The 23,392-nt window shown below is 63.0% G+C and carries 26 protein-coding genes; 13 read left to right on the forward strand and 13 right to left on the reverse strand.

What is annotated here, in order from left to right; genetic code table 11:
- Positions 1 to 100: 100 nt before the first annotated feature.
- Positions 101 to 898 carry a response regulator gene (locus B3C1_RS06350; protein ID WP_008483670.1) on the forward strand — a complete coding sequence of 266 codons (798 nt, stop codon included), beginning with the start codon at positions 101 to 103 and terminating at the stop codon, positions 896 to 898.
- A gap of 32 nt (positions 899 to 930) precedes the next feature.
- Here the strand turns inward: B3C1_RS06350 and B3C1_RS06355 are convergent, their stop codons facing one another.
- From B3C1_RS06355 to B3C1_RS06370, 4 genes are read right to left on the reverse strand one after another with little or no spacing between them, the layout of a single operon-like run.
- A complete protein-coding gene (locus B3C1_RS06355) occupies positions 931 to 1,878 on the reverse strand; it encodes a DMT family transporter (protein WP_336391107.1) in 948 nt (315 codons plus the stop codon).
- Positions 1,879 to 1,886: 8 nt separating this feature from the next.
- Complete coding sequence (locus tag B3C1_RS06360; protein ID WP_008483672.1) at positions 1,887 to 2,363, reverse strand: DUF4865 family protein; 477 nt, start codon at positions 2,361 to 2,363, stop codon at positions 1,887 to 1,889.
- The gene (locus B3C1_RS06365) at positions 2,360 to 2,752 is read right to left on the reverse strand and encodes a tautomerase family protein (RefSeq protein ID WP_008483674.1); all 393 of its coding nucleotides are present in this window, start codon (positions 2,750 to 2,752) and stop codon (positions 2,360 to 2,362) included. The genes B3C1_RS06360 and B3C1_RS06365 overlap by 4 nt, the downstream gene beginning before the upstream one ends.
- A complete protein-coding gene (locus tag B3C1_RS06370; protein WP_008483675.1) occupies positions 2,743 to 3,054 on the reverse strand; it encodes a carboxymuconolactone decarboxylase family protein in 312 nt (103 codons plus the stop codon). Before B3C1_RS06370 ends, B3C1_RS06365 begins: the two co-directional genes overlap by 10 nt.
- 94 nt (positions 3,055 to 3,148) lie before the next feature.
- Between B3C1_RS06370 and B3C1_RS06375 the strand changes: the two genes are divergently transcribed.
- Positions 3,149 to 4,012, forward strand: a complete 864-nt coding sequence (locus tag B3C1_RS06375; protein ID WP_008483676.1) for a LysR substrate-binding domain-containing protein — start codon at positions 3,149 to 3,151, stop codon at positions 4,010 to 4,012.
- On the opposite strand, the gene B3C1_RS06380 is transcribed toward B3C1_RS06375, so the two are convergent.
- The 3 genes from B3C1_RS06380 to B3C1_RS06390 form a co-directional block, all read right to left on the reverse strand.
- Positions 4,009 to 4,551 carry a DUF922 domain-containing protein gene (locus B3C1_RS06380; RefSeq protein ID WP_008483677.1) on the reverse strand — a complete coding sequence of 181 codons (543 nt, stop codon included), beginning with the start codon at positions 4,549 to 4,551 and terminating at the stop codon, positions 4,009 to 4,011. The two genes, B3C1_RS06375 and B3C1_RS06380, sit on opposite strands and share 4 nt — an antisense overlap.
- A 76-nt stretch (positions 4,552 to 4,627) precedes the next feature.
- Positions 4,628 to 5,449 carry an S-formylglutathione hydrolase gene (fghA, locus tag B3C1_RS06385; protein WP_008483678.1) on the reverse strand — a complete coding sequence of 274 codons (822 nt, stop codon included), beginning with the start codon at positions 5,447 to 5,449 and terminating at the stop codon, positions 4,628 to 4,630.
- A gap of 9 nt (positions 5,450 to 5,458) precedes the next feature.
- Positions 5,459 to 6,571, reverse strand: a complete 1,113-nt coding sequence (locus B3C1_RS06390) for an S-(hydroxymethyl)glutathione dehydrogenase/class III alcohol dehydrogenase (protein WP_008483679.1) — start codon at positions 6,569 to 6,571, stop codon at positions 5,459 to 5,461.
- Positions 6,572 to 6,663: 92 nt separating this feature from the next.
- Here B3C1_RS06390 and B3C1_RS06395 point away from each other — a divergent pair, with 92 nt between their 5' ends.
- The gene (locus tag B3C1_RS06395) at positions 6,664 to 7,545 is read left to right on the forward strand and encodes a LysR substrate-binding domain-containing protein (protein ID WP_035481315.1); all 882 of its coding nucleotides are present in this window, start codon (positions 6,664 to 6,666) and stop codon (positions 7,543 to 7,545) included.
- Here B3C1_RS06395 and B3C1_RS06400 read toward each other — a convergent pair.
- Entirely contained in the window at positions 7,542 to 8,126 is a 585-nt protein-coding gene (locus tag B3C1_RS06400) for a hypothetical protein (protein ID WP_008483681.1), read from the reverse strand. The genes B3C1_RS06395 and B3C1_RS06400 overlap by 4 nt on opposite strands.
- Positions 8,127 to 8,292: 166 nt before the next feature.
- Between B3C1_RS06400 and B3C1_RS06405 the strand changes: the two genes are divergently transcribed.
- Genes B3C1_RS06405 through gshB form a run of 3 tightly spaced genes read left to right on the forward strand, consistent with a single transcriptional unit; the run spans position 8,293 to position 10,652 of the window.
- Complete coding sequence (locus B3C1_RS06405) at positions 8,293 to 8,982, forward strand: endonuclease (protein WP_008483683.1); 690 nt, start codon at positions 8,293 to 8,295, stop codon at positions 8,980 to 8,982.
- Positions 8,982 to 9,710: a 16S rRNA (uracil(1498)-N(3))-methyltransferase gene (gene rsmE / locus B3C1_RS06410; RefSeq protein ID WP_008483685.1), complete on the forward strand. Its 729-nt coding sequence runs from the start codon at positions 8,982 to 8,984 to the stop codon at positions 9,708 to 9,710. The genes B3C1_RS06405 and rsmE overlap by 1 nt, the downstream gene beginning before the upstream one ends.
- A gap of 9 nt (positions 9,711 to 9,719) precedes the next feature.
- Positions 9,720 to 10,652, forward strand: a complete 933-nt coding sequence (gene gshB, locus B3C1_RS06415) for a glutathione synthase (RefSeq protein ID WP_008483687.1) — start codon at positions 9,720 to 9,722, stop codon at positions 10,650 to 10,652.
- Between the two features lie 37 nt (positions 10,653 to 10,689).
- Here gshB and B3C1_RS06420 read toward each other — a convergent pair whose 3' ends face one another.
- Together B3C1_RS06420 and B3C1_RS06425 are read right to left on the reverse strand one after the other, a co-directional pair.
- The gene (locus B3C1_RS06420) at positions 10,690 to 12,195 is read right to left on the reverse strand and encodes an FAD-dependent monooxygenase (protein ID WP_008483688.1); all 1,506 of its coding nucleotides are present in this window, start codon (positions 12,193 to 12,195) and stop codon (positions 10,690 to 10,692) included.
- 55 nt (positions 12,196 to 12,250) lie between these two features.
- Positions 12,251 to 13,729, reverse strand: a complete 1,479-nt coding sequence (locus B3C1_RS06425) for an FAD-dependent oxidoreductase (protein ID WP_035481341.1) — start codon at positions 13,727 to 13,729, stop codon at positions 12,251 to 12,253.
- A 116-nt stretch (positions 13,730 to 13,845) separates the two neighbouring features.
- Here B3C1_RS06425 and B3C1_RS06430 point away from each other — a divergent pair, with 116 nt between their 5' ends.
- The 3 genes from B3C1_RS06430 to ruvX all read left to right on the forward strand — a co-directional run bounded on the left by B3C1_RS06430 (position 13,846) and on the right by ruvX (position 15,518).
- Entirely contained in the window at positions 13,846 to 14,409 is a 564-nt protein-coding gene (locus tag B3C1_RS06430) for a TetR/AcrR family transcriptional regulator (RefSeq protein WP_035481318.1), read from the forward strand.
- 120 nt (positions 14,410 to 14,529) lie between these two features.
- Complete coding sequence (locus B3C1_RS06435) at positions 14,530 to 15,102, forward strand: YqgE/AlgH family protein (RefSeq protein ID WP_008483691.1); 573 nt, start codon at positions 14,530 to 14,532, stop codon at positions 15,100 to 15,102.
- Positions 15,102 to 15,518, forward strand: coding sequence for a Holliday junction resolvase RuvX (ruvX, locus tag B3C1_RS06440; RefSeq protein ID WP_008483692.1), 417 nt, complete (start codon positions 15,102 to 15,104; stop codon positions 15,516 to 15,518). Before B3C1_RS06435 ends, ruvX begins: the two co-directional genes overlap by 1 nt.
- 38 nt (positions 15,519 to 15,556) lie before the next feature.
- Here ruvX and B3C1_RS06445 read toward each other — a convergent pair whose 3' ends face one another.
- From B3C1_RS06445 to B3C1_RS06455, 3 genes are all read right to left on the reverse strand, one after another.
- On the reverse strand, positions 15,557 to 18,604 hold the full coding sequence (locus B3C1_RS06445) for a glycosyl hydrolase family 18 protein (RefSeq protein ID WP_008483693.1): 3,048 nt from the start codon (positions 18,602 to 18,604) through the stop codon (positions 15,557 to 15,559).
- Positions 18,605 to 18,845: 241 nt separating this feature from the next.
- Complete coding sequence (locus tag B3C1_RS06450) at positions 18,846 to 19,958, reverse strand: PilT/PilU family type 4a pilus ATPase (RefSeq protein WP_008483696.1); 1,113 nt, start codon at positions 19,956 to 19,958, stop codon at positions 18,846 to 18,848.
- Positions 19,959 to 19,968: 10 nt separating this feature from the next.
- Entirely contained in the window at positions 19,969 to 21,003 is a 1,035-nt protein-coding gene (locus B3C1_RS06455) for a type IV pilus twitching motility protein PilT (protein WP_008483697.1), read from the reverse strand.
- 33 nt (positions 21,004 to 21,036) lie between these two features.
- On the opposite strand from B3C1_RS06455, the gene B3C1_RS06460 reads away from it, so the two are divergent.
- The 4 genes from B3C1_RS06460 to yggU are packed head-to-tail and all read left to right on the forward strand — an operon-like array spanning position 21,037 to position 23,376.
- Positions 21,037 to 21,717, forward strand: a complete 681-nt coding sequence (locus B3C1_RS06460; protein WP_008483698.1) for a YggS family pyridoxal phosphate-dependent enzyme — start codon at positions 21,037 to 21,039, stop codon at positions 21,715 to 21,717.
- 11 nt (positions 21,718 to 21,728) lie between these two features.
- Positions 21,729 to 22,544: a pyrroline-5-carboxylate reductase gene (gene proC, locus B3C1_RS06465; RefSeq protein ID WP_008483699.1), complete on the forward strand. Its 816-nt coding sequence runs from the start codon at positions 21,729 to 21,731 to the stop codon at positions 22,542 to 22,544.
- On the forward strand, positions 22,544 to 23,089 hold the full coding sequence (locus B3C1_RS06470; RefSeq protein ID WP_008483700.1) for a YggT family protein: 546 nt from the start codon (positions 22,544 to 22,546) through the stop codon (positions 23,087 to 23,089). Before proC ends, B3C1_RS06470 begins: the two co-directional genes overlap by 1 nt.
- Positions 23,089 to 23,376: a DUF167 family protein YggU gene (yggU, locus tag B3C1_RS06475; protein ID WP_008483701.1), complete on the forward strand. Its 288-nt coding sequence runs from the start codon at positions 23,089 to 23,091 to the stop codon at positions 23,374 to 23,376. The genes B3C1_RS06470 and yggU overlap by 1 nt, the downstream gene beginning before the upstream one ends.
- Positions 23,377 to 23,392: the final 16 nt, after the last annotated feature.

Below are 23,392 nucleotides of genomic sequence, written 5' to 3' on the forward strand. Positions count from 1 at the left end.
TATCAAGGCATAGGGTTATAGCCATACAAAGCCCTTGCCTTGTCCAACAAAGTTGCGACAATGCCTGTTAGTCGTATGTAACTAAAAAAGAAGCATTTTAATGACGACACTTGTCCCTGCTGATCTGTCCCTGCTGCTGGTGGAACCCTCTGAGACGCAACGCCGTGTCATCATCCGTCACCTGGCCAGTGAAGGGATCCACAGGATCGACGACGCCGACGGGGTGAAAGCGGCCCTGGCCCATATCCGCCACCGCCGCCCCGACCTGGTGCTGAGCGCCCTGCATTTTGCCGACGGCACCGCCCTGGAGCTGGTCAGGACCATGCGCAGTGAGGCCGAGCTCAAGGACACCCCTTTCGTGCTGGTGTCCAGCGAGCGTCGCCCGGACGAGCTGGAAGCCTTCAAGCAGTCGGGGGTGGCCGCCATCCTGCCCAAGCCCTTCACCCATGAACAGCTGGGCCTGGCCATCAATGCCACCCTGGACCTGCTTAGCCCCAACGAACTGGAATTGACCCATTTCGACACCCACTCCCTGCGGGTGCTGGTGGTGGACGACAGCCGCATGGCCCGCCGCCATATTACCCGGGTGCTGGAAAACCTCGGCATCAGCCAGATCACCGAGGCGGTGGACGGCAACGACGCCATCCACCAGCTCAGTACCAACATGTTCGATCTGGTGGTCACCGACTACAACATGCCCAACGTCAACGGCCGGGAGCTGACCGAACATATCCGCCAGCAGTCGGACCAATCCCATGTGCCGGTGTTGATGGTGACCAGCGAGGCCAACGGTGCCCACCTGGCCAACATCGCCCAGTCCGGTGTTGACGCCATCTGCGACAAGCCCTTCGAGCCCGCCGAAGTGCGCGCCCTGCTCTACCGTTTGCTGGAGCAATAACGAAAAAGCCCGCCAATCGGCGGGCTTTTTGTTCAGCGGCTGACAATCAGCATGGTGCCAAGCACAGTGGCCAGGGCTCCAAGCCAGGCACCCTTGGCCGGCGGCCTTTTCTGTACCCACCACAAAAGCGGCAGGATCAGCACCGGGCTCACCGAACTCAGCATGGCCACCAGCCCCACCTCCCCGTAGCGAAGGGCTATCAGGATCAAGGTCATGCCTACCCCCATGGCCAAGAAGCCATTGAGGGCCACCATGGCGAGGATGCGCCAGTTGATGGCCTGGATGGGTCTTGCCACCCGCGCCCCGCTCCAAAGTAGCAACAGATGCGCCCCCAGGGCCGTGCTCATGCGCACCGCCGAAGCCGACACCGCGTCGATGTCGGTAGCCATCACCGGTTTGACCATCAGGGTAGCGCTGGCCTGGCAAAAAGCCGACAGCACCCCAAGGGCCACCCCCACAGCCACCTTGCCGTTGTCCTGCTCCCAGTGATGGCGCTCTCCTTCCCGGCGGCCAAAGAACACCGCCCCCATCACCCCGGTGGCCACCAAGGAACAGCCCAACAGGGCCTGGCCCGCCAGGGTCTCCCCCAGCAGCAGGAAACCCAGCACCACCGAAAACAACGAATGGCCAGCAAAAAGTACCGTCGCCCGCCTGGGGCCCAGGCGGTTCATGGCAGCAAAAAGGGCGGTGTCGCCGATAAAAATGCCCAACAGGCCGGACAGCATCATGATGCCGGCAGGACCTGCGCTGAGGCTCTGCCAGCCACCGGTCAGCAGGGAAAGGGACCAGAGCATCAGGCTCACCGATGCCATGCGCCAACGGGAAAAGGCAAAGGCCCCCAGATGACGGGCGGCAGGGGCCGACAACAGGCTGGCACAGGCCCAACAGGCCGCAGCCCCAAGAGCCAGGGATTCAAACAGCAAGGCTAGGTCCAAAGAGGCGATGAAAGGCGCCAGTGTAACGGCGCCTTTGGCCGGCACCAAGGTCCCTAAGCACCAACGGCAAGGTAGCCCAGGCGGTAGTGCTCCACCCCGGGCTCCGGCCCGGCTGGTGGCCGGTTTAGCCACTGCACCCCAAGGCCCTGGCCGGTGGCCGGATCCAACCCCACCAGATCCCCTTGGCCCCTGTGATTAATGGCGACAAAGGCCGTGGTGGCCGGGGGCAAAGCCCCTTCTGGCACCTGCCAGCTATCGACTCTGGGGCGGCCAAAGTCACGGCACAGGGCGGCAAAGCCGTCACCGGCCAAAAAGCCGGCCATGGCCTGGTACTGGCGCCACAGGTAAAAGGGGGCATAGCAATTTTGTGCCCCCTCATAGGGCCAATCATCCCGCCGGCGATAGAGAAAGGCCTTGAATAGCAGCCCAGGGTAGCCGTCCAGGCGGTGGCCGTTTGCGGCGATGCGCGCCTCGATGCGGGCCATGGGGTAGTGGTCCGGCAGCGCGATGCGGTATTGCATGGCGATCATCTGGTGCCCTCCAGGCTGTGGCCAAGGCCGCCGCTGAAGGACCAGTCACCGGCCTGGTTATAGCTGACCACCACCATCAAGTCGGCCGGGTCCAGCCCCAGCTCTGCCTGGCACTGCTGGGCCAGGGCCTGGTACAGGGCCGCCTTTTGCTCAGGACTACGGGGCTTGCCGGCGGTGATGGACAGCAGCAGGAAGTGGTCGCTGCGTCCGGCACTCTGATAGTGGCGGCTGAACACCCTGTCCTCGGGGCCGTATTCGTCAAAGAGCTGGAAGCAGTCCCCCTCTGGCACGGCAAAGTGGGTTTCCAGGGCCTGCTGCAGCAGCCGGCTGAGCCTGGCCTTGTAGTCGGGGCCCAGCCCCTGGCGCAGGGCGATACGGGTCATGGGCATGGGCTTGGCTCCAGGTGGCCAAGGGCCGATACCGCCGCCGGCCAGCCGGCGTAAAAGGCCAGGTGGGTAAAGAGTTCGGCCAACTGGCTGCGGTCGAGGCCGTGCTCTTTGGCAAGATCCAGGTGGAAGGGCAACTGCTCCCAGCGGCCCAGGCTGGCAAGAATCGCCAGGGTGACCAGGCTGCGCTCTCGCCGGGAAAGCTCGGGCCTGGCCCAGATGTCGTCAAACAACAGCTGTTGGCTGAGGTCGGCCAATTTGGGAGACAGCTGGGCCAGTTCGGTAAGGTTCTTGGGGGTGGCCATAAGGCACTCCGATGAAATGGGAGGTCCCTATACTGGCCCCGGGATATAGGTTATAAAATCAAAACATTTCAAACCAACAATCCCGATTTTTAGGATGAATAACGCCAAGCTCGCCGCCCTGGACCTGCAAGCCCTACGCGCCTTCATCTGCGGGGTAGAACTGGGCAGCTTTGCCCTGGCCGCCACCCGGCTGCACCGCTCTACCTCGGCGGTAAGCGCCCAGCTGCGCAAGCTGGAACAGCAGGCCGGTTGCCCTTTACTGGAAAAAAGCGGCCGAGGCCTGGTGCCCACCGCCAGCGGCGAGTTGCTGCTCAGTTACGGGCGACGGCTGCTGGCCCTCAATGACGAGGCCCTGGAGGCCCTGCAAGGCCAGGCCCTGAGTGGCGAGCTGCGTTTTGGAGCCCAGGAGGACTTTGCCGAGACCCTGCTGCCGCAGCTGCTGGGCCGCTTTGCCCGGGCCCACCCCAGGGTGCAGCTGTCGACCCGGGTGGGGCGCAACCAGGCCCTGATCCAGGCCCTGGCCCAAGGGGAGCTGGACCTGGCCCTGGCCTGGGAGAATCCCCAGGCCCCCTGGCCCAAGGCCCAAACCCTGGCGCAGGTGCCCTTGGCTTGGTACGGGCAAGACCCAGAGACACTGCTGGCGCGGGGCGAGCCCCTGCCCCTGGTGCTGTTCGAGGCCCCCTGCCTGATGCGCCAAGCCGCCACCCAGGCCCTGGACCAGGCCGGTATTGCCTGGCGCCCGGCCTACACCAGCGCCAGCCTCGGCGGCATCTGGGCCGCCGTCAAGGCAGGGTTGGGTATCACGGTGCGCGGGCCCTACGGGGTGCCCCAGGGGGTGACGGCTGTCCAAGGCCTACCCAGGCTTGGTAGCCTGGCGGTGCAGCTGCTGCGCCCGGCCGAGCCCCGGGACGACGCCCTGCGCCTGGCGCAGATCATCGAAGCCGAACTGCTGCCCTAGGGCCGGTACTGGCGCTGCTCGGCCAGCTGCCAGAGCCGGTCGCGCTCGTCCAGAGCCCGGTCTTTGGCGTCCCGTTCTGCTTCCAACTCATCTTTGATGCGCCGGTAGGTCGCCTTGAGGGAGTCGCAATCGGGCCCAGGAGGCAGGGCCAGCAGCCGGCGTTTCAGGGCCTTGACCATGTCCACGGCGTATTGGCGGTGGCTGTATTCGTGGTCTTTGACGTGGCTGGAAAAGGCCTGCCAGCGCTCCAAGAGGGCCGGTGGCGGGTCCAGCCACTGGGGCAGGTTGATGGTGACGCTGAAAGTCACTTCCATGCTGGCCAGGCGGCATTGGCCGGGGCTGCTGGCAAAGCCCAGCCGGTAAGAGGCGTTCCAGGCGGTCTGGGCCCAGGCCTGGTTGCCCTGCCCCGGCCTTTGCCGCACCGCTTCCAGCAGTTCCTGCCAGTTGGCGGCCCGCAAGGGGTAATAGCTGATGTTTTCCTGGTATTGGACCTGGGCGTCGGCAAAGGGGGACGCGGCGACCAACCACAACAGAACCATAGGCACTCCGGCAAGCTGATGCTTTCACCTTAGGCCAGTGGCCAGGCCAAAAAAAGGCCGCTTGCGCGGCCTTGGGTCATTTGAGCTGAGCGGCATGGAAGCGCAGGTGCGCCTCCATAAAGCTGGCCACAAAGAAGTAGGAATGGTCGTAACCGGCCTGGCGGTGCAGTTGCAGCACAGAGCCGCTTTGCCGGGCCGCCTGCTCTAGGGACTCGACCTTGAGCTGCTCGGCAAGGAAGTTGTCGGCCAGGCCCACATCCACCCGGATCGGCCAGGGCGCCTTGGCCTCTGCCAACAGGACGCTGGCGTCGTAGGCGGCCCAGCCGGCCTTGTCCTCACCCAGGTAGGCAGTGAAGGCCTTCTGGCCCCAGGGGCAGTCCATGGGGTTGCAGATGGGGGAGAAGGCCGATACCGAGGCGAAGTGGTCACGGTTACGCAAAGCCAGCACCAGGGCGCCATGGCCCCCCATGGAGTGGCCGCTGACACCACGGCGCTGGCCAAGGCCCAGGGCCTCCACCAGCGGCGGCAGTTCGCGAACCACATAGTCGTCCATGCGGTAATGCTCGGCCCAGGGGGCCTGGGTGGCGTTGACGTAGAAGCCAGCGCCCTTGCCAAGGTCGTAGCCGGCGTCGTCGGCCACCGCGTCGCCACGGGGGCTGGTGTCCGGCGCCACTATGGCCAGGCCCAGTTCGGCGGCCAGGCGCTGGGCACCGGCCTTCTGCACGAAGTTCTCGTCGGTGCAGGTCAACCCCGACAACCAGTACAGCACCGGGGTGTGAGGGCCGAAATCCGGCGGCAGGAACACCGCCACCGTCATCTCGCAACCCAGTACCTTGGAGCTGTGCTTGTAGCGGCGCTGCTCGCCGCCGAAACACAGATGGCTTTCAATCAGTTCCATGGCAGTTCCTTAGTAGAGGATCACCGAACGGATGGACTTGCCTTCGTGCATCAGGTCAAAGGCCTTGTTGATGTCTTCCAGGCCCATGGTGTGGGTGACGAAGTCGTCCATGGGGATCTCGCCCTTGAGGTACTGCTCGACGATGCCGGGCAGCTGGCTGCGGCCCTTGACGCCACCGAAGGCACTGCCGCGCCAGACCCGGCCGGTAACCAGCTGGAAGGGCCTGGTGCGAATTTCCTGGCCGGCACCGGCCACACCGATGATCACCGACTCGCCCCAGCCCTTGTGGCAGCATTCCAGGGCGCTGCGCATCACATCCACGTTGCCGATGCACTCGAAGGAGTAATCGACGCCGCCGTCGGTCAGATCGACGATCACCTGCTGGATGGGATCGCTGTAGTCCCTGGGGTTGATGCAGTCGGTAGCGCCCAGCTTCTTGGCCATATCGAACTTGTCGGGGTTGAGATCGATACCGATGATGCGGCCGGCGCCGGCCATCTTGGCACCGATAATAGCGCTAAGGCCGATGCCGCCCAGGCCGAAGATGGCCACTGTGCTGCCCGGCTCCACCTTGGCGGTGTTCATCACGGCGCCGATGCCGGTGGTGACCCCACAGCCCAGCAGGCACACCTTGTCCAGGGGCGCTTCCTTGTTGATAACGGCCACGGAGATTTCCGGCAGCACTGTGTATTCGCTGAAGGTGCTGGTGCCCATGTAGTGGAACAGGGGCTTGCCGTCCAGGCTGAAGCGGCTGGTGCCGTCAGGCATCAGGCCCTGGCCCTGGGTGGTACGGATGGCCTGGCAGAGGTTGGTCTTGCCGGACAGGCAGAATTTGCACTTGCCGCACTCGGGGGTGTAGAGGGGAATGACATGGTCACCCACCTTCACCGAGCTGACACCCGGGCCAACCGCTTCGACGATACCGGCCCCTTCATGGCCGAGGATGGCCGGGAACAGGCCTTCGGGGTCGGCCCCACTCAGGGTGTAGGCGTCGGTGTGGCAGACACCGGTGGCCACCAGGCGCACCAGTACTTCACCCGCCTTAGGCGGGGCCACGTCGACCATGGCGATTTCCAGAGGTTGGCCAGCGGCGACGGCGATGGCGGCACGGGATTTGATCATCTGAGACTCCTTCTTGTATTGCGGCCATTGTATTGTGGCCGAGCCTTGAGATAATCACCTCAAATAGAAAACAGTTTTTCATACAGGCAAAGATGAGCCGATTCGACGGTATGGAAGCCCTGGTGGCGGTGGTGGAACAGCAGAGCCTGTCAGGGGCAGCCCGGGCCCTTGGGGTGTCGGTGGCCTATATCAGCCGCCAACTCAAGGGCCTGGAAAAGCGCCTGGGCAGCCAGCTAATCAAGCGTACCACCCGCCAGCTGATGGTCACCGACTCCGGTGAGCTTTACTACCGCCATGCCCGGGCCCTGCTGGACGGCCTGGAGCAGGCCGAAGACGCCGTTTCCACCCTGGAGGGGCGCCTGCAGGGGCGGCTGCGGATCACGGCGTCCACCGCCTTTGGGGAGCGTTATGTGGCCCCGGCGGTGATGCGCTTTCTGACCCTCTACCCCGAGCTGAAAATCGACCTTATCCTCAGCAACGCCAACCTGGATCTGGTGGCGGACGGCATCGACCTGGCCATTCGCCTTGGCAACCTGGAAGACTCCAGCCACATTGCCCACAAGCTGGCCCCAAGGCGGCTCTATATCTGTGCTTCTCCCGGTTACCTCAGCAAGGCCGGGGTACCGGACAGCCTGGACGACTTGAAACAGCACAGCTGCCTGCTGGGCACCCTGGGCCACTGGCAGGGCCGGCGCGGCCCCATCCACCTGGATGCGCGGCTGAAGATGAACTCAGGGGAGCTGTTGTTGCACGCGGCGCTGGACGGCCTGGGCCTGGTGCAACTGCCCGACTACTACGTCATGGACCACTTCAAGGCCGGCACCCTGGTGGAAGTGCTGCCCCATATGCGCCCCAAGGACAGCGCCGTCTGGGCCCTGCATCAGGCGCGACTGGAGCAGACCCCCAGGGTGGCGCGCTTCGTGGAATACCTCTCGGCCTACCTTAAGGACAAGTTGCCCAAAAGCCGCCGTTAGGCCTTGGAGTGCTGGGCCAGCCAGCTGCGCAGCAGCACCGTCAGGCAGGCCACCAGCAGCGCCAGATTCAAATGATAAAGGCTGCTTTCATGGTCAATTGACACCAGGGGCAGCAGCGGCAGAAACGCCAGCAGCCCCAGGGCGATGACGGTCAGGTAGAAGGGCCCCATATTGGGGTAGTTCATCATCTGCTTGCCGATAAGGGCCATCATCAGCACAGTGACCGATTCGGTCAGCAGCGGCAAACCAACCAACAGGTTGATAAGGCCGGCCCCGGCCAGCACCAGGATCAGGTAGCGCATGTCCTTCTTACCGGCGTTGAACTGCCATGCCACCAGGGCCACCATCAGCACCATGGCCAGGCGCTTGGCCAGGTACATCATGCCCCCGTAAAAGTCGTTCCACTGCTCCAACCCGGCAAAGCACACCAGGCCCAGGGCGGCGGTGCCGGCCAGGGTCACCAGGCCGGTGAGAAACAGTAGCTTCACCCTATGGTGCAACGGCTCGCGCCACAGCATGGCAAAGCAAAACAGCAGCACCGCCACCAGCAGCAGTTCCGAGAGCAGGGAATAGAGCTTCATGGGTCCTTGCGACTTTGTTATGAATTTGTGGGCTCCTGTTCCCAGTGTAGGCAAGAGCGGTGAAACTGACTGGTCCGCGTAAAAGGCTTGAGTCGCTTCACACAGTTACCGACAATTGCCCCACCATAACCATGACAAATCGGGCCTGATGTCGATGCGCCTAGGAATGCTTTTTGTGCTGCTGAGCCTCTTTAGCGGCACCAGCCTCGCTGTGGACAATTTCCGCCAGGCCAAGAGCCTGGCCGTCAAGCTCTACCAGGAGCACCCCCAGACCTTCTATTGCGGCTGCGACATCCGCTGGCAAGGCAAGAAAGGGCTGCCGGATCTCAAAGGCTGCGGCTACCAGGTGCGCAAGCAAGAGACCCGGGCCAAGCGGGTGGAATGGGAACACATCATGTCCGCCTGGGAATTTGGCCACCAGCTGCAATGCTGGCAAAAAGGCGGCCGCAAGGCCTGCAAGAAGGACAAGACCTTTGACCGCATGGAAGGGGATCTGCACAACCTGGCCCCCGCTATCGGCGAAGTGAACGGCGACAGGTCCAACTACCGTTTCTCGGCACTGACCGACAAGCCCAGCCAGTACGGGGCCTGCACCATGGTGGTGGACTTCAAGGCCGGCCGCGCCATGCCGCCAGAGCGGGCCAGGGGTCCCATCGCCCGCACCTATTTCTATATGGAACAGCAATACGGGGTCAGCATGTCCCGCCGCCAGCGCCAGTTGTTCAGCGCCTGGGACAAGCTCTACCCTGTGAGTAGCTGGGAATGCCAGCGCAACCAGAAGATCAAGAAGGTCCAGGGTAACGACAACCCCTTCGTCACCCAGGCCTGCCTCAAGGTCGCCCACAAGGAGCATTGATGCGAAACCCGCGCATTTACGAGCCCCAGAGCCTGGCGGTAGGCCAGCAGCTGCCACTGAGTGAAGACGGCGCCAACCACATAGGCCGGGTGCTGCGCATGCAGCCAGGCCAGTCCCTGCGCCTTTTCAACGGCGACGGTTTTGACTACGACGCCGAGATTGTCGAGGCTGGCAAGAAGCAGGTGCAGGTGGCCATCACCGGCGCCAAAGCCCTGGCTAACGAGTCGCCCCTGGCCATTCACCTGGGCCAGGTGATCTCCCGGGGCGAGCGCATGGAGTTTGTTATTCAAAAGGCAGTGGAGCTGGGGGTTACCGAGATCACCCCGCTCTTTTCCGAGCGCTGCGGGGTTAAGCTTCAGGGCGAGCGGCTGGACAAAAAGGTCGGCCAATGGCAGAAGATCGCCATCAGTGCCTGCGAACAATGCGGCCGCGCCAGGGTGCCCAAGGTTAACGAGGTGGCCCTGCTGGCAGACTGGGTGCAGGCCCCCTTTGACGGCCACAGCCTGACCCTGAGCCCCTACGCCGCCGGCGGCATCAGCCAACTGCCCAAGGCCAGCGCCGCCCGGCTGCTGATTGGCCCCGAAGGGGGTTTTAGCGACGAAGAAGTGGCCCTGGCCAGCCAGGCCGGCTTTACCGACGTATTACTGGGCCCCAGGGTACTGCGCACCGAAACCGCAGCCCTGGCGGCCATCACCGCCTTGCAGCTCAGCCTTGGCGATCTGGGATAAGGAGCACGCATGAAGATCGGCATAGTGATGGACCCCATCGAGGCCATCAACACCAAGAAAGACACCACCTTTGCCATGGCCCTGGAAGCCCAGCGCCGGGGCCACCAGCTCTACTACCTGCAGATGCAGGACCTGATGCTGGAAGACGGCGAGCCCTGGGGCCATATGGCCGAGCTCAGTGTCGAGGACAACCCGGCCGACTACTATCGCCTGGAAGAGGCCAAGTCCGTTCCCCTCAAGGAGCTGGACATCATCCTGATGCGTAAAGATCCGCCCTTCGACACCGAGTACATCTACGCCACCTACATACTGGAGCGGGCCGAGGAGCAAGGGGTCAAGGTGGTCAACAAACCCCAGAGCCTGCGCGACTGCAACGAGAAGCTCTTTACCGCCTGGTTCCCCGAATTTACCCCCACCACCCTGGTAACCCGCCGGGCCGATCGGTTGCGCGCCTTCCACGCCGAACACGGCGATGTGATCTTCAAGCCCCTGGACGGCATGGGCGGCGCCTCCATCTTCCGCCTCAAGCCCGACGAGGCCAACCTCGGAGTGATCATCGAGACCCTCACCGAGCACGGCAGCCGTTACTGCATGGCGCAAAAATTCCTGCCCGCCATCAAGGATGGCGACAAGCGGGTGCTGGTGGTGGCCGGCAAACCGGTAGAGCACGTGCTGGCCCGCATTCCCCAGGGTGGCGAAACCCGTGGCAACCTGGCCGCCGGCGGCCGGGGTGAAGTGCGCCCCATCAGTGACGCCGAGCGCCGCATCGCCGAGGCGGTGGGGCCTGAGCTGGTCAAGCGCGGCCTCTACTTTGTGGGCCTGGACGTGATTGGCGACAAGCTCACCGAGATCAATGTCACCTCCCCCACCTGCGTGCGGGAAATTGAGGCCGCCACCGGCATCAATATCTGCGCCCGGCTGTTCGAGGCCCTGGGGGCCTGAGGCCGACCGTAAAAAAGGGCGCCGTTGGCGCCCTTTTTTATTGCCCGAACCAGCGGGCGATGGCGGCCTGGGCCGCACCCAGGTCGGCAGGACTACCGGCCTCACTTACCCAGGCCACTATGCCGTCTGGCCTTATCAGCATGGCGCCAAGGCCCAGGTTGTCCTTGGCGGCCAGGGCCAGGTACTCAAGCCCTGCCCTGCCCCGGCACAAGCCGGCCAAGTCCCTATCGTCCCCCAAGGTCACCAGCAGGCCCTGGCCATCGGCCATCTTGGGGCCAAGGCGGCTGCCATCTGTCAGCTCCAGATCCGGGGCGCTGGCCCCCACCAGCGGGTGGCTGTCGCCAAGCTCATAGCGCAGGGTCAGGCCCCATAGCTTACCCAGGAAATGGTTGGCACCATCATCGGTTTGGATAAGGTCGCGAAGCAGCTGGGCCAGTGCCTCACCCTGGGGCCCCGGCGCCATGCAGGCTACCTGGGCGCGGGTCCAGTCCAGCACCCAACTGGCCACCGGGTGGCGCTCGGACTGGTAGCTGTCAATAAGCGCCGCCGGCGCCCTGCCCTTGACAGTGGCGGCCAGCTTCCAGCCCAGGTTCAGGGCATCACCAATACCGGCGTTCAGGCCCTGGGCGCCAAGGGGCGAGTGAATATGGGCACTGTCGCCGGCCAGCAGCACCCGGCCCTGGCGATACTGGGTAACCTGCTTGCATCTGTCGGTAAAAGTAGCCGCCATCTGGATGCTGTTAACGGTGACATCGGTGCCGCTGACCCGGCGCAGCACCGCTTGAAAATGCGCTGCCGTCACCTCCTGGCTGCGGTCAAAGCGGCCGCCGTCGTACTCCATCAGCGCCAGATGGCCGGGGCTGGCCTGCACATACAGGCCATTGGTGGTGTACTGAAAGCCCATGGCCAGCTTTTCCGGGTCGGCCAACTCACAGTGCACGCTATAACCGGTGCAGCTGGCCTCGGTGCCCACAAACTCAAAACCGGCAAGCTTTCGCACCTGGCTGCGGCCGCCGTCGCAGCCCACCAGCCAGCGGCCTTGGTAATGCTGGCCACCGGCCTGCACCACTACCTGGTCCGCGTCCTGCTCCAGGACCGTCACTTCGGCGCCATAAACCACAGTAACGCCGCGCTTGGCCACCTGATGGTTAAGGGCAGTGCAGATGCGCTCCATGTCGGTTTTGGCGGGATAAAGCGCTGGCCCGGCTAGGCGGTAGGGAAAGCGCGCCAGATCCAGTTGGCTGGCATTGACCATGATGCCGGCAAAGTGGCCGCCAAATTGAAAGGGAATGGCCTTATCCGGGCGCTGAGGCCGCTGGTCGGCGTCGTCCACCAGGGCGTCCAACAGCCCCCGGCGGTAGAAGGCCTCTACCGAGTTGCTGTTAACCCCGCGCAGGCCAAGGGGCTTGCTCTTCCAGGGCATCTGGGCGCTGGGCTCTTTTTCCAGTACCAATACAGCGCAATTGGCTAGGGCCAGTTCATGGGCCAGGAAAAGCCCCACCGGGCCAGCCCCGGCGATAATGACGTCATAAAGCTTGTTCATGGAGATTCCTTGCAAGGCCGGGCCTTGGCCCGGGAATAAAAAGGGTTAGCCGGACTCAGGCGGGGCCGAACCAGCGCACCAGCGCCGCCTCGGCAGCGGTCAAATCGACCTCTCCTTCGATCAGCCAGGCCACCACCCCGTCCGGCCTTATCAGCAGCGCCTTAAGGCCAAGGGTGTCTTGGGCTGTATCTGCCAGGTAATCCAGCCGGCCCTGCCAGGGGCGGCAAAGGGCGTGAAGGGCCGGGTTATGGGTAAAGTCCAGCAGCAGGCCACGGCCGGTGTGAAGCCGCTGCCCCAGTCGGTTACCGCTCAACTGAAAGTCCGGGGCGCTGGCGCCCAGCAAGGGGTGGGCCAGGCCCCAGATGCGGCCGATGAAGTAATTGGCCCCGTCCTGGGTGTCAATCAGGTCCTTAACCAAGGCGCCAAGGGCCCGCCCCTGGGGCGACGGGGCCATGACGGCGGCCTGGGCCCGGCTCCAGGCCAGCACCTGGCTGGCGGCCGGGCGCCGCTCCGCTTCATAGCTGTCCAGCAAGCCGGGATTGGCCCAGCCGTTGATACAGGCTGCCAGCTTCCAACCCAGGTTGATGGCATCGCCAAGGCCGGTATTGAGGCCCTGGCCCCCCAGGGGGGAATGGATATGGGCGCTGTCGCCGGCCAGCAGTACCCGCCCCTGACAGTAACGGCTGGCCAGCTTGGCCCGGTCGGTGTGGCTGTGGGCCTGGTGCAGGGCCTTGATGGTGACATCCTGGCCGCTTACCCGGCGCAGCAGGGCCTGGGCATATTCAAGGTCTATGGGCTGGTTGCGGTCAAAGCGGCCCTGGTCGAACTCGGTCACCATCACCAGCCCTTGGCCAGCCTTGGCGTAAAAGCCGGCCGGGGTGGTTTGAAAGCCCGGCTTGAGCTTTTCCGGGTCGGCCAGCTCACAAAGCAGCTGGTAGCCGGTAAAGCTGGGCTCGGTGCCCTCAAAGGCGATGCCCGCCAGCTTGCGTACCTGGCTGCGCCCACCGTCGCAGCCCACCAGCCATTGGCCGGCAAAGGTTTCGCCGCCAGCCTGGACCTGCACGCCACCGTCATGCTGCAAGAGGCCCTGCACTTTCGCGCAGTAGCGAATACTGACCCCCAGCGCCAGGGCCCTTTTGGTCAGCACCCGGTTAAGGGTGGCAAGGTCGGTGAGCGCCGTGCCAAAGGCCGGCCCTGCCAGCCGGTAGGGCCAGCGGGATGGGGTAAACCGTTCTGCGTTTATGGGCAGGCGAGCAAAGTGGCCGGCGGAGCGAAAGCCCCCCTGGGATTTGACATGGGCCAGCCCCTGGCCGGCATCCGCCAGCACCGCGTCCAGCAGGCCGCGACGATACAGGGCTTCCAGGGACGGGGTATTGAGGCCCCTTAGCCCCAAGGGTTGGGCCTTGATGGGGTTGGCATTTGTAGAGTCCCTTTCCAGCACCAGCACCGCCAGGCCAGCCAGACCCAGTTCCGTTGCCAGGAACAGCCCCACAGGGCCGGCGCCGGCAATAATGACATCGTATTGGCTGTGCAAGGTCTCTCCCAAGTTGGCCAAAATTAGAACGACTATAAATTTATAGTCACTTAAAAATTTGATCAAGTTAAATTTTAGCAGCATCATAGGTGCCACCATGCAGGGGAGTAACCGCCTTGGGACTGAGAGAACAGAAGAAGAAACGGACCCGTAAAGCCATTTCCGACATGGCTACGCTGCTCTTTATCGAGCGCGGCTATCACCAGGTCACCACGGCAGAGATCGCCGAAAAGGCCGGAGTGTCGGTGCCGACCCTGTTTAATTATTTCCCCACCAAGGAAGCCTTGGTCTTTGACGAAGACACCGAAATAGAGGCGGGCCTTATCGCCACAGTGGAGAACCGTCAAAGCGGCCAGGGGATACTGGAAGCCCTGATAGCAACCGGCTTTCGCGGCATCGACGTGCACCATGCCGAGCACCAACAGCAAGTAGCGGCCTTTATGGCCCTGGTGGATAACACCCCGGAACTGAGCCGTTACGCCAAGGACATGTGGCTGCGCCACGAAAAAGCCCTGGCCCAGGCCATTTTGCGGACGGTGAAAAATCCCCTGAGCCAGTGCCAGGCCGAAGCCGTGGCGCACTATATCCTCGACGCCTTCCAACGGGCCCTGCGCGCCCCCGACCCGGACCAGGCCCTTGGTGCCCAGCTAAGGCTGCTGGCCAACGGCTGGCCGGAATAAGGCCACGCGTCCCTTGCAAGGGGCGCCAACCTTGAAAACCCCAGGTTATGTCCCCATTTAGCGTTTTACTCGACGCCTGAAATGACCATACTTGGGAAAAGGCCCAGACCAGTGCAGCCAATGCGTAGTTTGCAAAACCATTTTCTGATCGCCACGCCAGCCATGCGGGACCCCTACTTTGCCCGCAGCGTCACCTACTTGTGCGAGCACAATGACGAAGGGGCCATGGGCCTGGTGGTCAACCAGCCGGTCAATATCACCGTCACCGACATGCTGCGCCAGCTCAAGCTGGTGGAGGACGACGAGCCCTCTGAGCTCAGTGGCCGCTATGTGTTCTCCGGCGGCCCGGTCAACCCGGAGCGGGGCTTTGTGATCCACACCTCCAAGCGCGGCTTCAACGCCAGCCTGGCCCTGGGTGACAGCCTGATGGTGACCACCTCCATCGATATCCTGTCGGCCCTGGGGGCCAACCATGGCCCCGAGCGTTTTATGGTGACCCTGGGTTACGCCGGCTGGGAAGCGGGCCAGCTGGAAAAGGAACTGGCCGACAATTCCTGGCTGTTGGTGCCCGCCGACGGCGGCTTTGCCGAAGAACTGCTGTTCAACACTCCTCCTTCCCAGCGCTGGCAAAAGGCCTGCGAACGGCTGGGCTTTGATATTTGGCAACTGTCCAACGACGTGGGGCACGCCTGATGCCCCAGACCGTTATTGCATTTGACCACGGAGCCAAAAGCATCGGCGTGGCCGTGGGCCAGGACGTGACCGGCTCGGCCCAGCCTTTGGCCGCCATCAAGGCGGTGGATGGCCAGCCCAATTGGGAGCTGGTGGAAAAGGTGCTTAAGGAGTGGCAGCCCGACCTGCTGGTGGTGGGCCTGCCGCTCAACATGGATGGCACCGAACAGAACACCACGGCCTCAGCCAAGAAATTTGCCGGGCGCCTTCATGGCCGCTTTGGCCTTGAGGTAATGACCCAGGACGAGCGCCTGACCACGGCCTCGGCCAAGGAATGGCTCTTTGAAAACGGCGGTTACAGCGCCTTGGAAAAGGGCAAGATTGATTCGGTGTCCGCCTGCCTTATTCTCGAGTCCTGGTTTGAAAGCCAGTACTGAGTCCCCTTGAAAAAGGCGCCCTTGGGGCGCCTTTTTTGTCAGTAGCTACAGACTTGGGTCCAGTCACTGCTGCCCGGTGTGGCCTGGGTCCACCATTTGGCCTGCCAGACCGTGGCGCTGTGGGTCATCCGGTCGCCCTGGTTGGCATGGTCAGGGTTGCCGGCCCAGTCCAGCTGGGGCCAATTGGGATAGGCCGGGTAACTGGCCGGGTCCACCCCTTGAGCGGCGCAGTCGCCGGAACCGGTGCCGCCGTCGCCATCACCACCATCATTGCCGCCGCCCAGCACCGCCTCAGGCAGGACGGGGAAATCCGCTTTGAGGCCCAGGGTTTGCCCGGCCACCTCGATGCGTACCCCAGAAGGCACGCCGGCGGCGGGCAGGTAGTAGACCAGGGCCACGTCCACCGACGCCCCCGGCGCCAGGGTCTGCCAGGCCGGCAGGGTCAGGGCCACCTGGTGAAAGTCCTGCTCGTTGCTGATGCCTTCGGAGTTGTCGTTGCCGCCGCTCTGGGTCACCGCCAGCCCCATACCGCTTTGGTCACTGATGGTATCGGAGGTGGAGGTGGGCACCAGGAAGCTGACCTTGGCCCCGCCCGGCAGGGTTTGGCTGGAATGGTTGGTCAGGGTCAGGGTGGGGTTGATGGGGTAGTTGGCGTCGCCGTCCTTGAAGCCGGACAGGGCCAGGGCCAGATCCAACTGGGCAGCCGGGGCGGCCAGGTCGTTCTGGGCCAGGTTGGCCGGGGCGGCGTTGGCAAAGCGGTTGTAGGCCAGGGTGGTGAGGGTGTCCCCTGGGCCATACTCGTTCTTGGCCGCGTCAAAGGCGTAGTCCCCGGCCATTTCCCAGAACATCACGCCCCCCAGGCCCCGCTGCACTACGTAGTCGAGCTTGGCGGCCATGGACTGCTCGTCCTCGGTGGACAGGAACACCTTCTTCTGTTCGTTCCACAGCCAAGGAGCCTTGGCGACATTGTCGTAATAGCGGACATATTGCCCTGTTATCACATCCGCCGCTTTGGCCGGGTCCAACCCAAACAGGCTGCCGTAGCTGGGCATGGTGTCGATGCCCAGTTCCTGGGCATGGAGCAGGTTCAAGGCATGCCAAAGGGGCATGGTGCCGCCGCCTATTTCGCTGCCCTGCAGATCTTCGTCGTGCCAGATGTTGTCTATGCCCTCGGCGCCGTAGCCGCAACCGACAGTGCCGGTACCGGTGCCGGGCTGGCAGTCGCTCTGGTTAGGCAACGCCGCCTTGCCCCCAAGGCCGTGGTCACCGCCGGTGACGCTTTGCCAGCCACGGGTGTAGTAAGGCACGCCGATGTTGATCTTGCCGGCAGCCAGGGCGCCCCTGAAGTAATGGGCTCCCCAGGCGGCATTGAGGTAACCGATACCCCCGAACTGGGCCTGGTTGTAGACCCCCCAGTAGGCCAGCTCCGCATCCTGGTTGTTATCGAACAGGGCGGCGTTATGGCCCACGAAGTGGTTCCAGGCACCGTGGAAGTCGTAACTCATCAGGTTGACGTAATCGAGGTACTGGGTGACCTGGAAGTTCTCCATGCCCCGCAGCAGATAGGCCGAGGCCGGAGAAGCGATGGTCAGCATGTAACGGCGGCCGTCGCTGCTGCCGGCGGCATCCAGCTTGTCACGCAGCTTTTTCATCAGCACCACGTAGTTGGCAAAGAGGGTGCTGCGACAGGCGTTGGACAGGGCGAAATCATTGGGGTTGCCCGCGTCCTTCATGGAAGTGGGGTATTCGTAGTCGATATCGACCCCGTCAAAACCGTACTGGCGGATAAAGGCCACCGCCGAGTCGGCAAAGGTCTCGATACCGCTGTTGTTAACCGAACAGTCGGCCTTGGTGGTCATGGGGTAGAAGCCGCCGGTGTCGGCCCAGCCCCCCACCGAGATCAGGGTTTTGACGTCGGGGTATTGCTTCTTGAACTTGTTGAGCAGGTTGAAGTGGCCACTGTAGCTGTAGGCCGGGTCCATCTCGGCTCCTGCCACCCCGGGCCAGGTCATGTTGGTGGCGGCGTCATCCACCCGCAGCTGGTAGCTCTGCTCATCGATGCCGGCAAAGGCGTAGTTGATGTGGGTGACCTTGCTCCAGGGAATATCCGGCACCAGGAAGGCCGGCAGGCCATTCTTGCCGGTACGCCAGGAGGTAAAATAGCCGATGACCCGGCGACCATGGTCGTCCCCCATGCATTCCTGGCCGTCGGCCTTGTAGATCTGGGTGATATCACAGGACAGATTGCCGCCGGTGGGGGGCGGGGTGGCCTCTACTACTTGCACCGCCACAACGGCCGACTGGCCCTCCAGGCCCTGGCTGTCGGTGGCCTTGAGTTGCAGCTGCGCCTGGCCAAGGGCGGACGGAGTAAAGGCCAACTGCCAGGGAGCGCTGGTGTCGGTGGCCACCAGGGCGCCGTCCAGGTACAGGCTGACGCTGTCCACATCGTCGTTGGCGTCACTGACTTGGGCCGACACCCAGGCCTGTTGCCCCAGGGTCAGGTTGGCACCGGCAGCCGGACTTTGAATGCTGACTTGCGGCGCTTCAGGCGGCTGGGGTGCCGTCACCATGACAGTGGCGCTGGTCTCGGCCAGGACGACACCGCTGTCATCCACGGCCTCGAGGCGAATGCTGTGGCTGCCAAGGCTGGCCGCTGGCCAACTCAGCTGCCAGGGGGCGGCACTGACTTCCCCCAGCAAGGTGCCGTCCACCAGGATGCGCAGCAGTGCCGGGGCCGGGCCGTCAAAGCCGGCCACTATGGCCAGGGTGCTGCCCTGCTCTATGGTGGCGCCGTCGGCGGGGCTGGCCAGGGTCAGGCCGGGGTCGGTACTGCCCCCGTCTTGGTAAAGGGTCCAGGCGTCCTGCCAACTGGCCCCGGTGCCCGGCGCATAATGGTAGGCACTGCCGGAACACCAGCCCGAATAGGGCCATTCCCGGCATTGGTAAAGGCTGCCGCCGTTACTGACGATGTCGCCGGCGCTGTAGCTTTGCCCTTCCTGGTAGGCCGGATAGCTGGCCGCCAGGCCCGGCGCACTGGCCAGGGCCGCCAGCAAGGCCATGGCCGCCAGTGGATGATGGTTCTGCATTTGTCTTCCCTCTTCTTCGTGTGAATACAGGGCCGCACAGGTGACAACGCTGTCATTACCAACACAAAAAAAAGCGCTTACTTCGCCACGCTCCCGGATACCGGCTTTCTCGCCGGCTCACCCAGCCCGCCCTCGGATGAAGGCTTTAGCAGTATAGGAAGGGTTTTGCCTTTGTAACAAAGCAGAAACAGATGCAGAGGCAGGCAATGTGCCCAAGGTATGACCTTGGGCACATTGGCACTTAGGGCCTGTCGATGGTGACGTTGTCCAGAGAGGTGGTTTTGCCGGTTTCGTTCTGGCTGAGCTTGATCATCAGGCGCAGATCGTTGGGGGAATCGGCATGGTGCAGGGCGTCGGCGTAGCTGATCTCGCCCTTGGCATAGAGCTCGAACAAGGCCCTGTCGAAGGTCAGCATACCCAGCTCACGGGAGCGCTCCATGGTGTCTTTGAGCAGGTGGATATCCCCTTTGCGGATCTGCTCCGACGCCAACGGCGAGTGCAGCAGGATCTCGGTGGCCACCACCCGGCCACTGCCGTCACGCTTGGGCACCAGCTGCTGGGCCACTATGGCCTTGAGGTTAAGGCTCATGTCGAACAGGAACTGCTCGTGCTTTTCCTTTGGCACCAAGTGCAGCACCCGCTCCAAAGCCTGGTTGGCGTTATTGGCGTGCAGGGTCGCCATACAGAGGTGGCCTGTTTCGGCGAAGGCCAGGGCAAATTCCATGGTTTCCTGGGAGCGGATCTCCCCCAGCAAGATCACGTCCGGCGCCTGGCGCAGACTGTTTTTCAGGGCCACGTCAAAAGACTCGCAGTCGATGCCCACTTCCCGCTGGGTGATGATGCAACGCTTGTGCTCGTGGACGAATTCGATGGGGTCTTCGATGGTAACGATATGGCCCCGGCTGTTGTCGTTGCGGTGCCCTATCATGGCCGCCAAGGAGGTGGATTTACCGGTACCTGTGGCCCCCACCATCAACACCAAGCCGCGCTTGGTCATGACGATGTCTTTGAGGATGGGAGGCAGGTTCAGCTCCTCTATGGTGGGGATCTCGGTCTGGATACGGCGCAGCACCATGCCGGCGGCGTCACGCTGGGTGAACACCGATACCCTAAAGCGCCCTATACCCTTGGCGGCAATGGCGAAGTTGGCGTCCTTGTGGGCCCGAAACTCCCCCAGTTGCCTCTCGTTCATCACGCTTTCCACCATGGCCTTGGCCTCGGGGGTGGACAGGCGCTGGTCGGCCACCGGGCGGATCTCGCCGTTGACCTTGACACAGGGCGGCAGCCCGGAGGTGATGAAAAGATCCGACGCGTTCAGCTCGGTCATGCGTTGCAGCAGGCTTTTCATGTCCATGGGACTGTCCTCAGAAGGCGTTCTTGTCTACCGCCTTGGCGCGGGCGTCGAGACGGTTGATGAGGTTGCGGCTCACCAGTTCTTTAAGGCACTGGTCCAGGGTCTGCATGCCGTGGGTCATACCGGTCTGGATGGCGGAATACATCTGGGCCACCTTGTCTTCGCGGATAAGGTTACGGATGGCCGGGGTGCCGATCATGATCTCATGGGCTGCGATACGGCCGCCGCCGGTCTTTTTCAGCAGGGTCTGGGAAATAACGGCCTGCAGGGATTCGGACAGCATGGAGCGGACCATGGACTTTTCGCCGGCCGGGAAGACGTCGATGATACGGTCAATGGTCTTGGCGGCGCTGCTGGTGTGCAGGGTGCCAAACACCAGGTGGCCGGTCTCGGCGGCGGTCAGGGCCAGGCGTATGGTTTCCAGGTCCCGCATCTCACCCACCAATACCACGTCCGGGTCTTCCCGCAGGGCCGAGCGCAGGGCGTTGGAGAAGCTGTGGGTGTCGCGGTGCACTTCCCGTTGGTTGATCAGGCACTTTTTGTTTTCATGCACGAATTCGATGGGGTCCTCGATGGTGAGGATATGGTCGTGACGGTTGTCGTTGACGTAGTCAATCATGGCCGCCAGGGTGGTGGATTTACCGGAGCCGGTGGGGCCGGTGACCAGCACCAGGCCACGGGGCTTGGTGACGATGTCCTTGAAGATAGCCGGGGCGCCCAACTGGTCCAGGGTCAGCACCTTGGAAGGAATGGTACGGAATACGGCGGCCGCACCACGGTTCTGGTTGTAGGCGTTGACACGAAAGCGCGCTACCCCGGGCACTTCGAAGGAGAAGTCCACCTCCAGGTGCTCTTCATATTCCTTGCGCTGCTTGTCGTTCATGATGTCGTAGATGAGCGAGTGCACTTCTTTGTGCTCAAGCGCCGGCAGGTTGATGCGGCGCACGTCACCGTCGACACGGATCATGGGCGGTACGCCCGCAGAGATGTGCAAGTCAGAGGCATTGTGCTTGACGCTGAATGCCAGGAGTTCGGTAATATCCATCTTGTTGTTATCACTCTTGAACTGCGGGCCAACATGACAACCATAGCAGAACGACTGGGCGCCGCCGCCGGGCGCATCGCCAAGGCCGCCCAGGTTGCAGGCCGGGACCCGGATTCCATAACCTTGCTTGCGGTGAGCAAGCGTAAACCCCTCGAGGATGTGGTGGCTGCCCTGGCCCAAGGCCAGCAGGCCTTCGGTGAGAACTATGTGCAGGAAGGGGTGGAGAAGATCCAGGCCCTTGCCCAGCAACAGCCAGGGGCCCAGGTGCAATGGCATCTTATTGGTCCCCTCCAGTCCAACAAGACGGCGCAGGTGGCCCAGTATTTCGACTGGGTGCAGAGCATTGACCGCGCCAAGATAGCCAAGCGCCTGAGCGAGCAGCGACCAGGCCACCTTAAACCCATCCAAATTTGCATACAAGTGAACATCAGTGGTGAAGAAAGTAAGTCAGGTGTTACCCCTGATGCCGTCCTTGCCCTGGCCGCCGACATCGCTGGGTTGCCCAACGTTCGCCTGCGGGGCCTGATGGCCATCGGCAGCGGCGCCCAGCAGGAGTTTCACAGCATGAAAGCCCTCTTCGATCAGCTCAAAGACAGCTTTCCCCAGGTAGACACATTGTCCATGGGGATGAGTGACGACTTGGAAGCGGCTATCATGGAGGGCGCCACACTGGTTCGCCTGGGTACCGCCATCTTCGGTGCCAGAACAAACTGAAAAGGTTGAACATGGAACAAAAACGCATTGCATTCATCGGCGCAGGCAACATGGCCGGCGCCATCATGGGCGGCCTGGTCGCCTCCGGTTATCCTGCCGAGCTCATCACCGCCTCCAACCGCTCTGAAGGCAAACTGGAAACCCTGGCCGAGGAATACGGCATTCACACCACCACCGACAACCTCAAGGCCGCCGACAGCGCCGACGTGGTGGTACTGGGGGTAAAACCCAACATCATGGAAAAGGTGGTCAAAGAACTGGCCCACCTCAACGACGGTAAGCGTCTTTTTATCTCCATCGCTGCCGGCGTTACCCTGGCTCACTTTGAAGCCTGGTTCGGCGCTGCCGTGCCGCTGATCCGCACCATGCCCAACACCCCGTCCCTGGTGGGCTTGGGCATGACCGGCCTTTACGCCTCAGACAGCACCAACAAGGACGACAAGGCCATCAGCGACATGCTGATGCGGGCCGTGGGCAAAACCGCCTGGGTGAAAACCGAGGCCGAACTGGACCACATCATTGCCGTTGCCGGCTCAGCTCCCGCTTATTTCTTCCTCTTCATGGAGGCCATGGAAGCCAAGGCCATCGCCCTGGGCTTTGACGCCGTCACCGCCCGCGAGCTGGTGCAACAGACTGCCAGCGGCGCCAGCGAAATGGTGCGGATGCGCGACATGCCCATTCGCGAGCTGCGCCGCCAGGTCACCTCCCCCGGCGGCACCACCGCCAAAGCCATCGAGTCCTTCCAGGGGGCCGGCCTTGACCGGCTGGTAAGCGACGCCATGGATGCCGCCATCCAGCGCGCCCGTGAAATGGCCAAGGAGCTTTGATGAACCCCTTTGTTTTCCTTATCAACACCCTGTTCGATCTCTACATCATGGTGGTGTTGCTGCGGGTTTGGCTGCAATGGGCCAGGGCCGATTTCTACAATCCTTTCAGCCAGTTCGTGGTAAAGGCTACCCAGCCGGTGGTGCGCCCGCTGCGCCGGGTGATCCCGCCCATTGGCCCCATCGACACCGCCTCGGTGCTGTTCGCCCTGGTGCTGATCGCCGTCAAGCTGACCCTGCTGACCTTTATCGAAAAGGGAGTGGCCCCGGCGCTGGTGCCGCTGCTGATCGGTGCCCTGCTCAGCCTGGTCAGCACCGTCTTCCAGCTGATCATCTATGTGGTCTTTGCCGGCGTGATACTGTCCTGGATCATCCAGGGCTACCACCCGGTGGCGGCCGCCCTGTTCCAGCTGACCGAGCCCATGCTCAGGCCCATACGCCGTATCCTGCCCAACATGGGCGGCCTGGACCTGTCCCCCATGGTGCTGCTGATCGGGCTTTATTTTATCCGTTACCTTATCGCCTACCTGACCGGCATTTCGGTCTGATGGCACCCTTTGAGTGGCAGGACCAGGATCTGGTCCTGCACCTTTATGTGCAGCCCAAAGCCAGTCGCGATGCCCTGCTGGGCCTGCATGGCGACGAGCTGAAACTGGCCATCACCGCGCCGCCGGTAGACGGCAAGGCCAATGAACACATCCGTAAATACCTGGCCAAGCAATGCAAGATCCCCAAAAGCCAGGTATTGATAGAAAAAGGGGAGCTGGGCCGCCACAAGAGAGTAAGACTACTTGGCCCCCTAAGCCCCCCAGCCGAATGGACTTGGCTTGAGTGACACTCGCAACCTGGCC

It is taken from the genome of Gallaecimonas xiamenensis 3-C-1 (assembly GCF_000299915.1).
Taxonomy (GTDB): Bacteria; Pseudomonadota; Gammaproteobacteria; order Enterobacterales; family Gallaecimonadaceae; genus Gallaecimonas; species Gallaecimonas xiamenensis.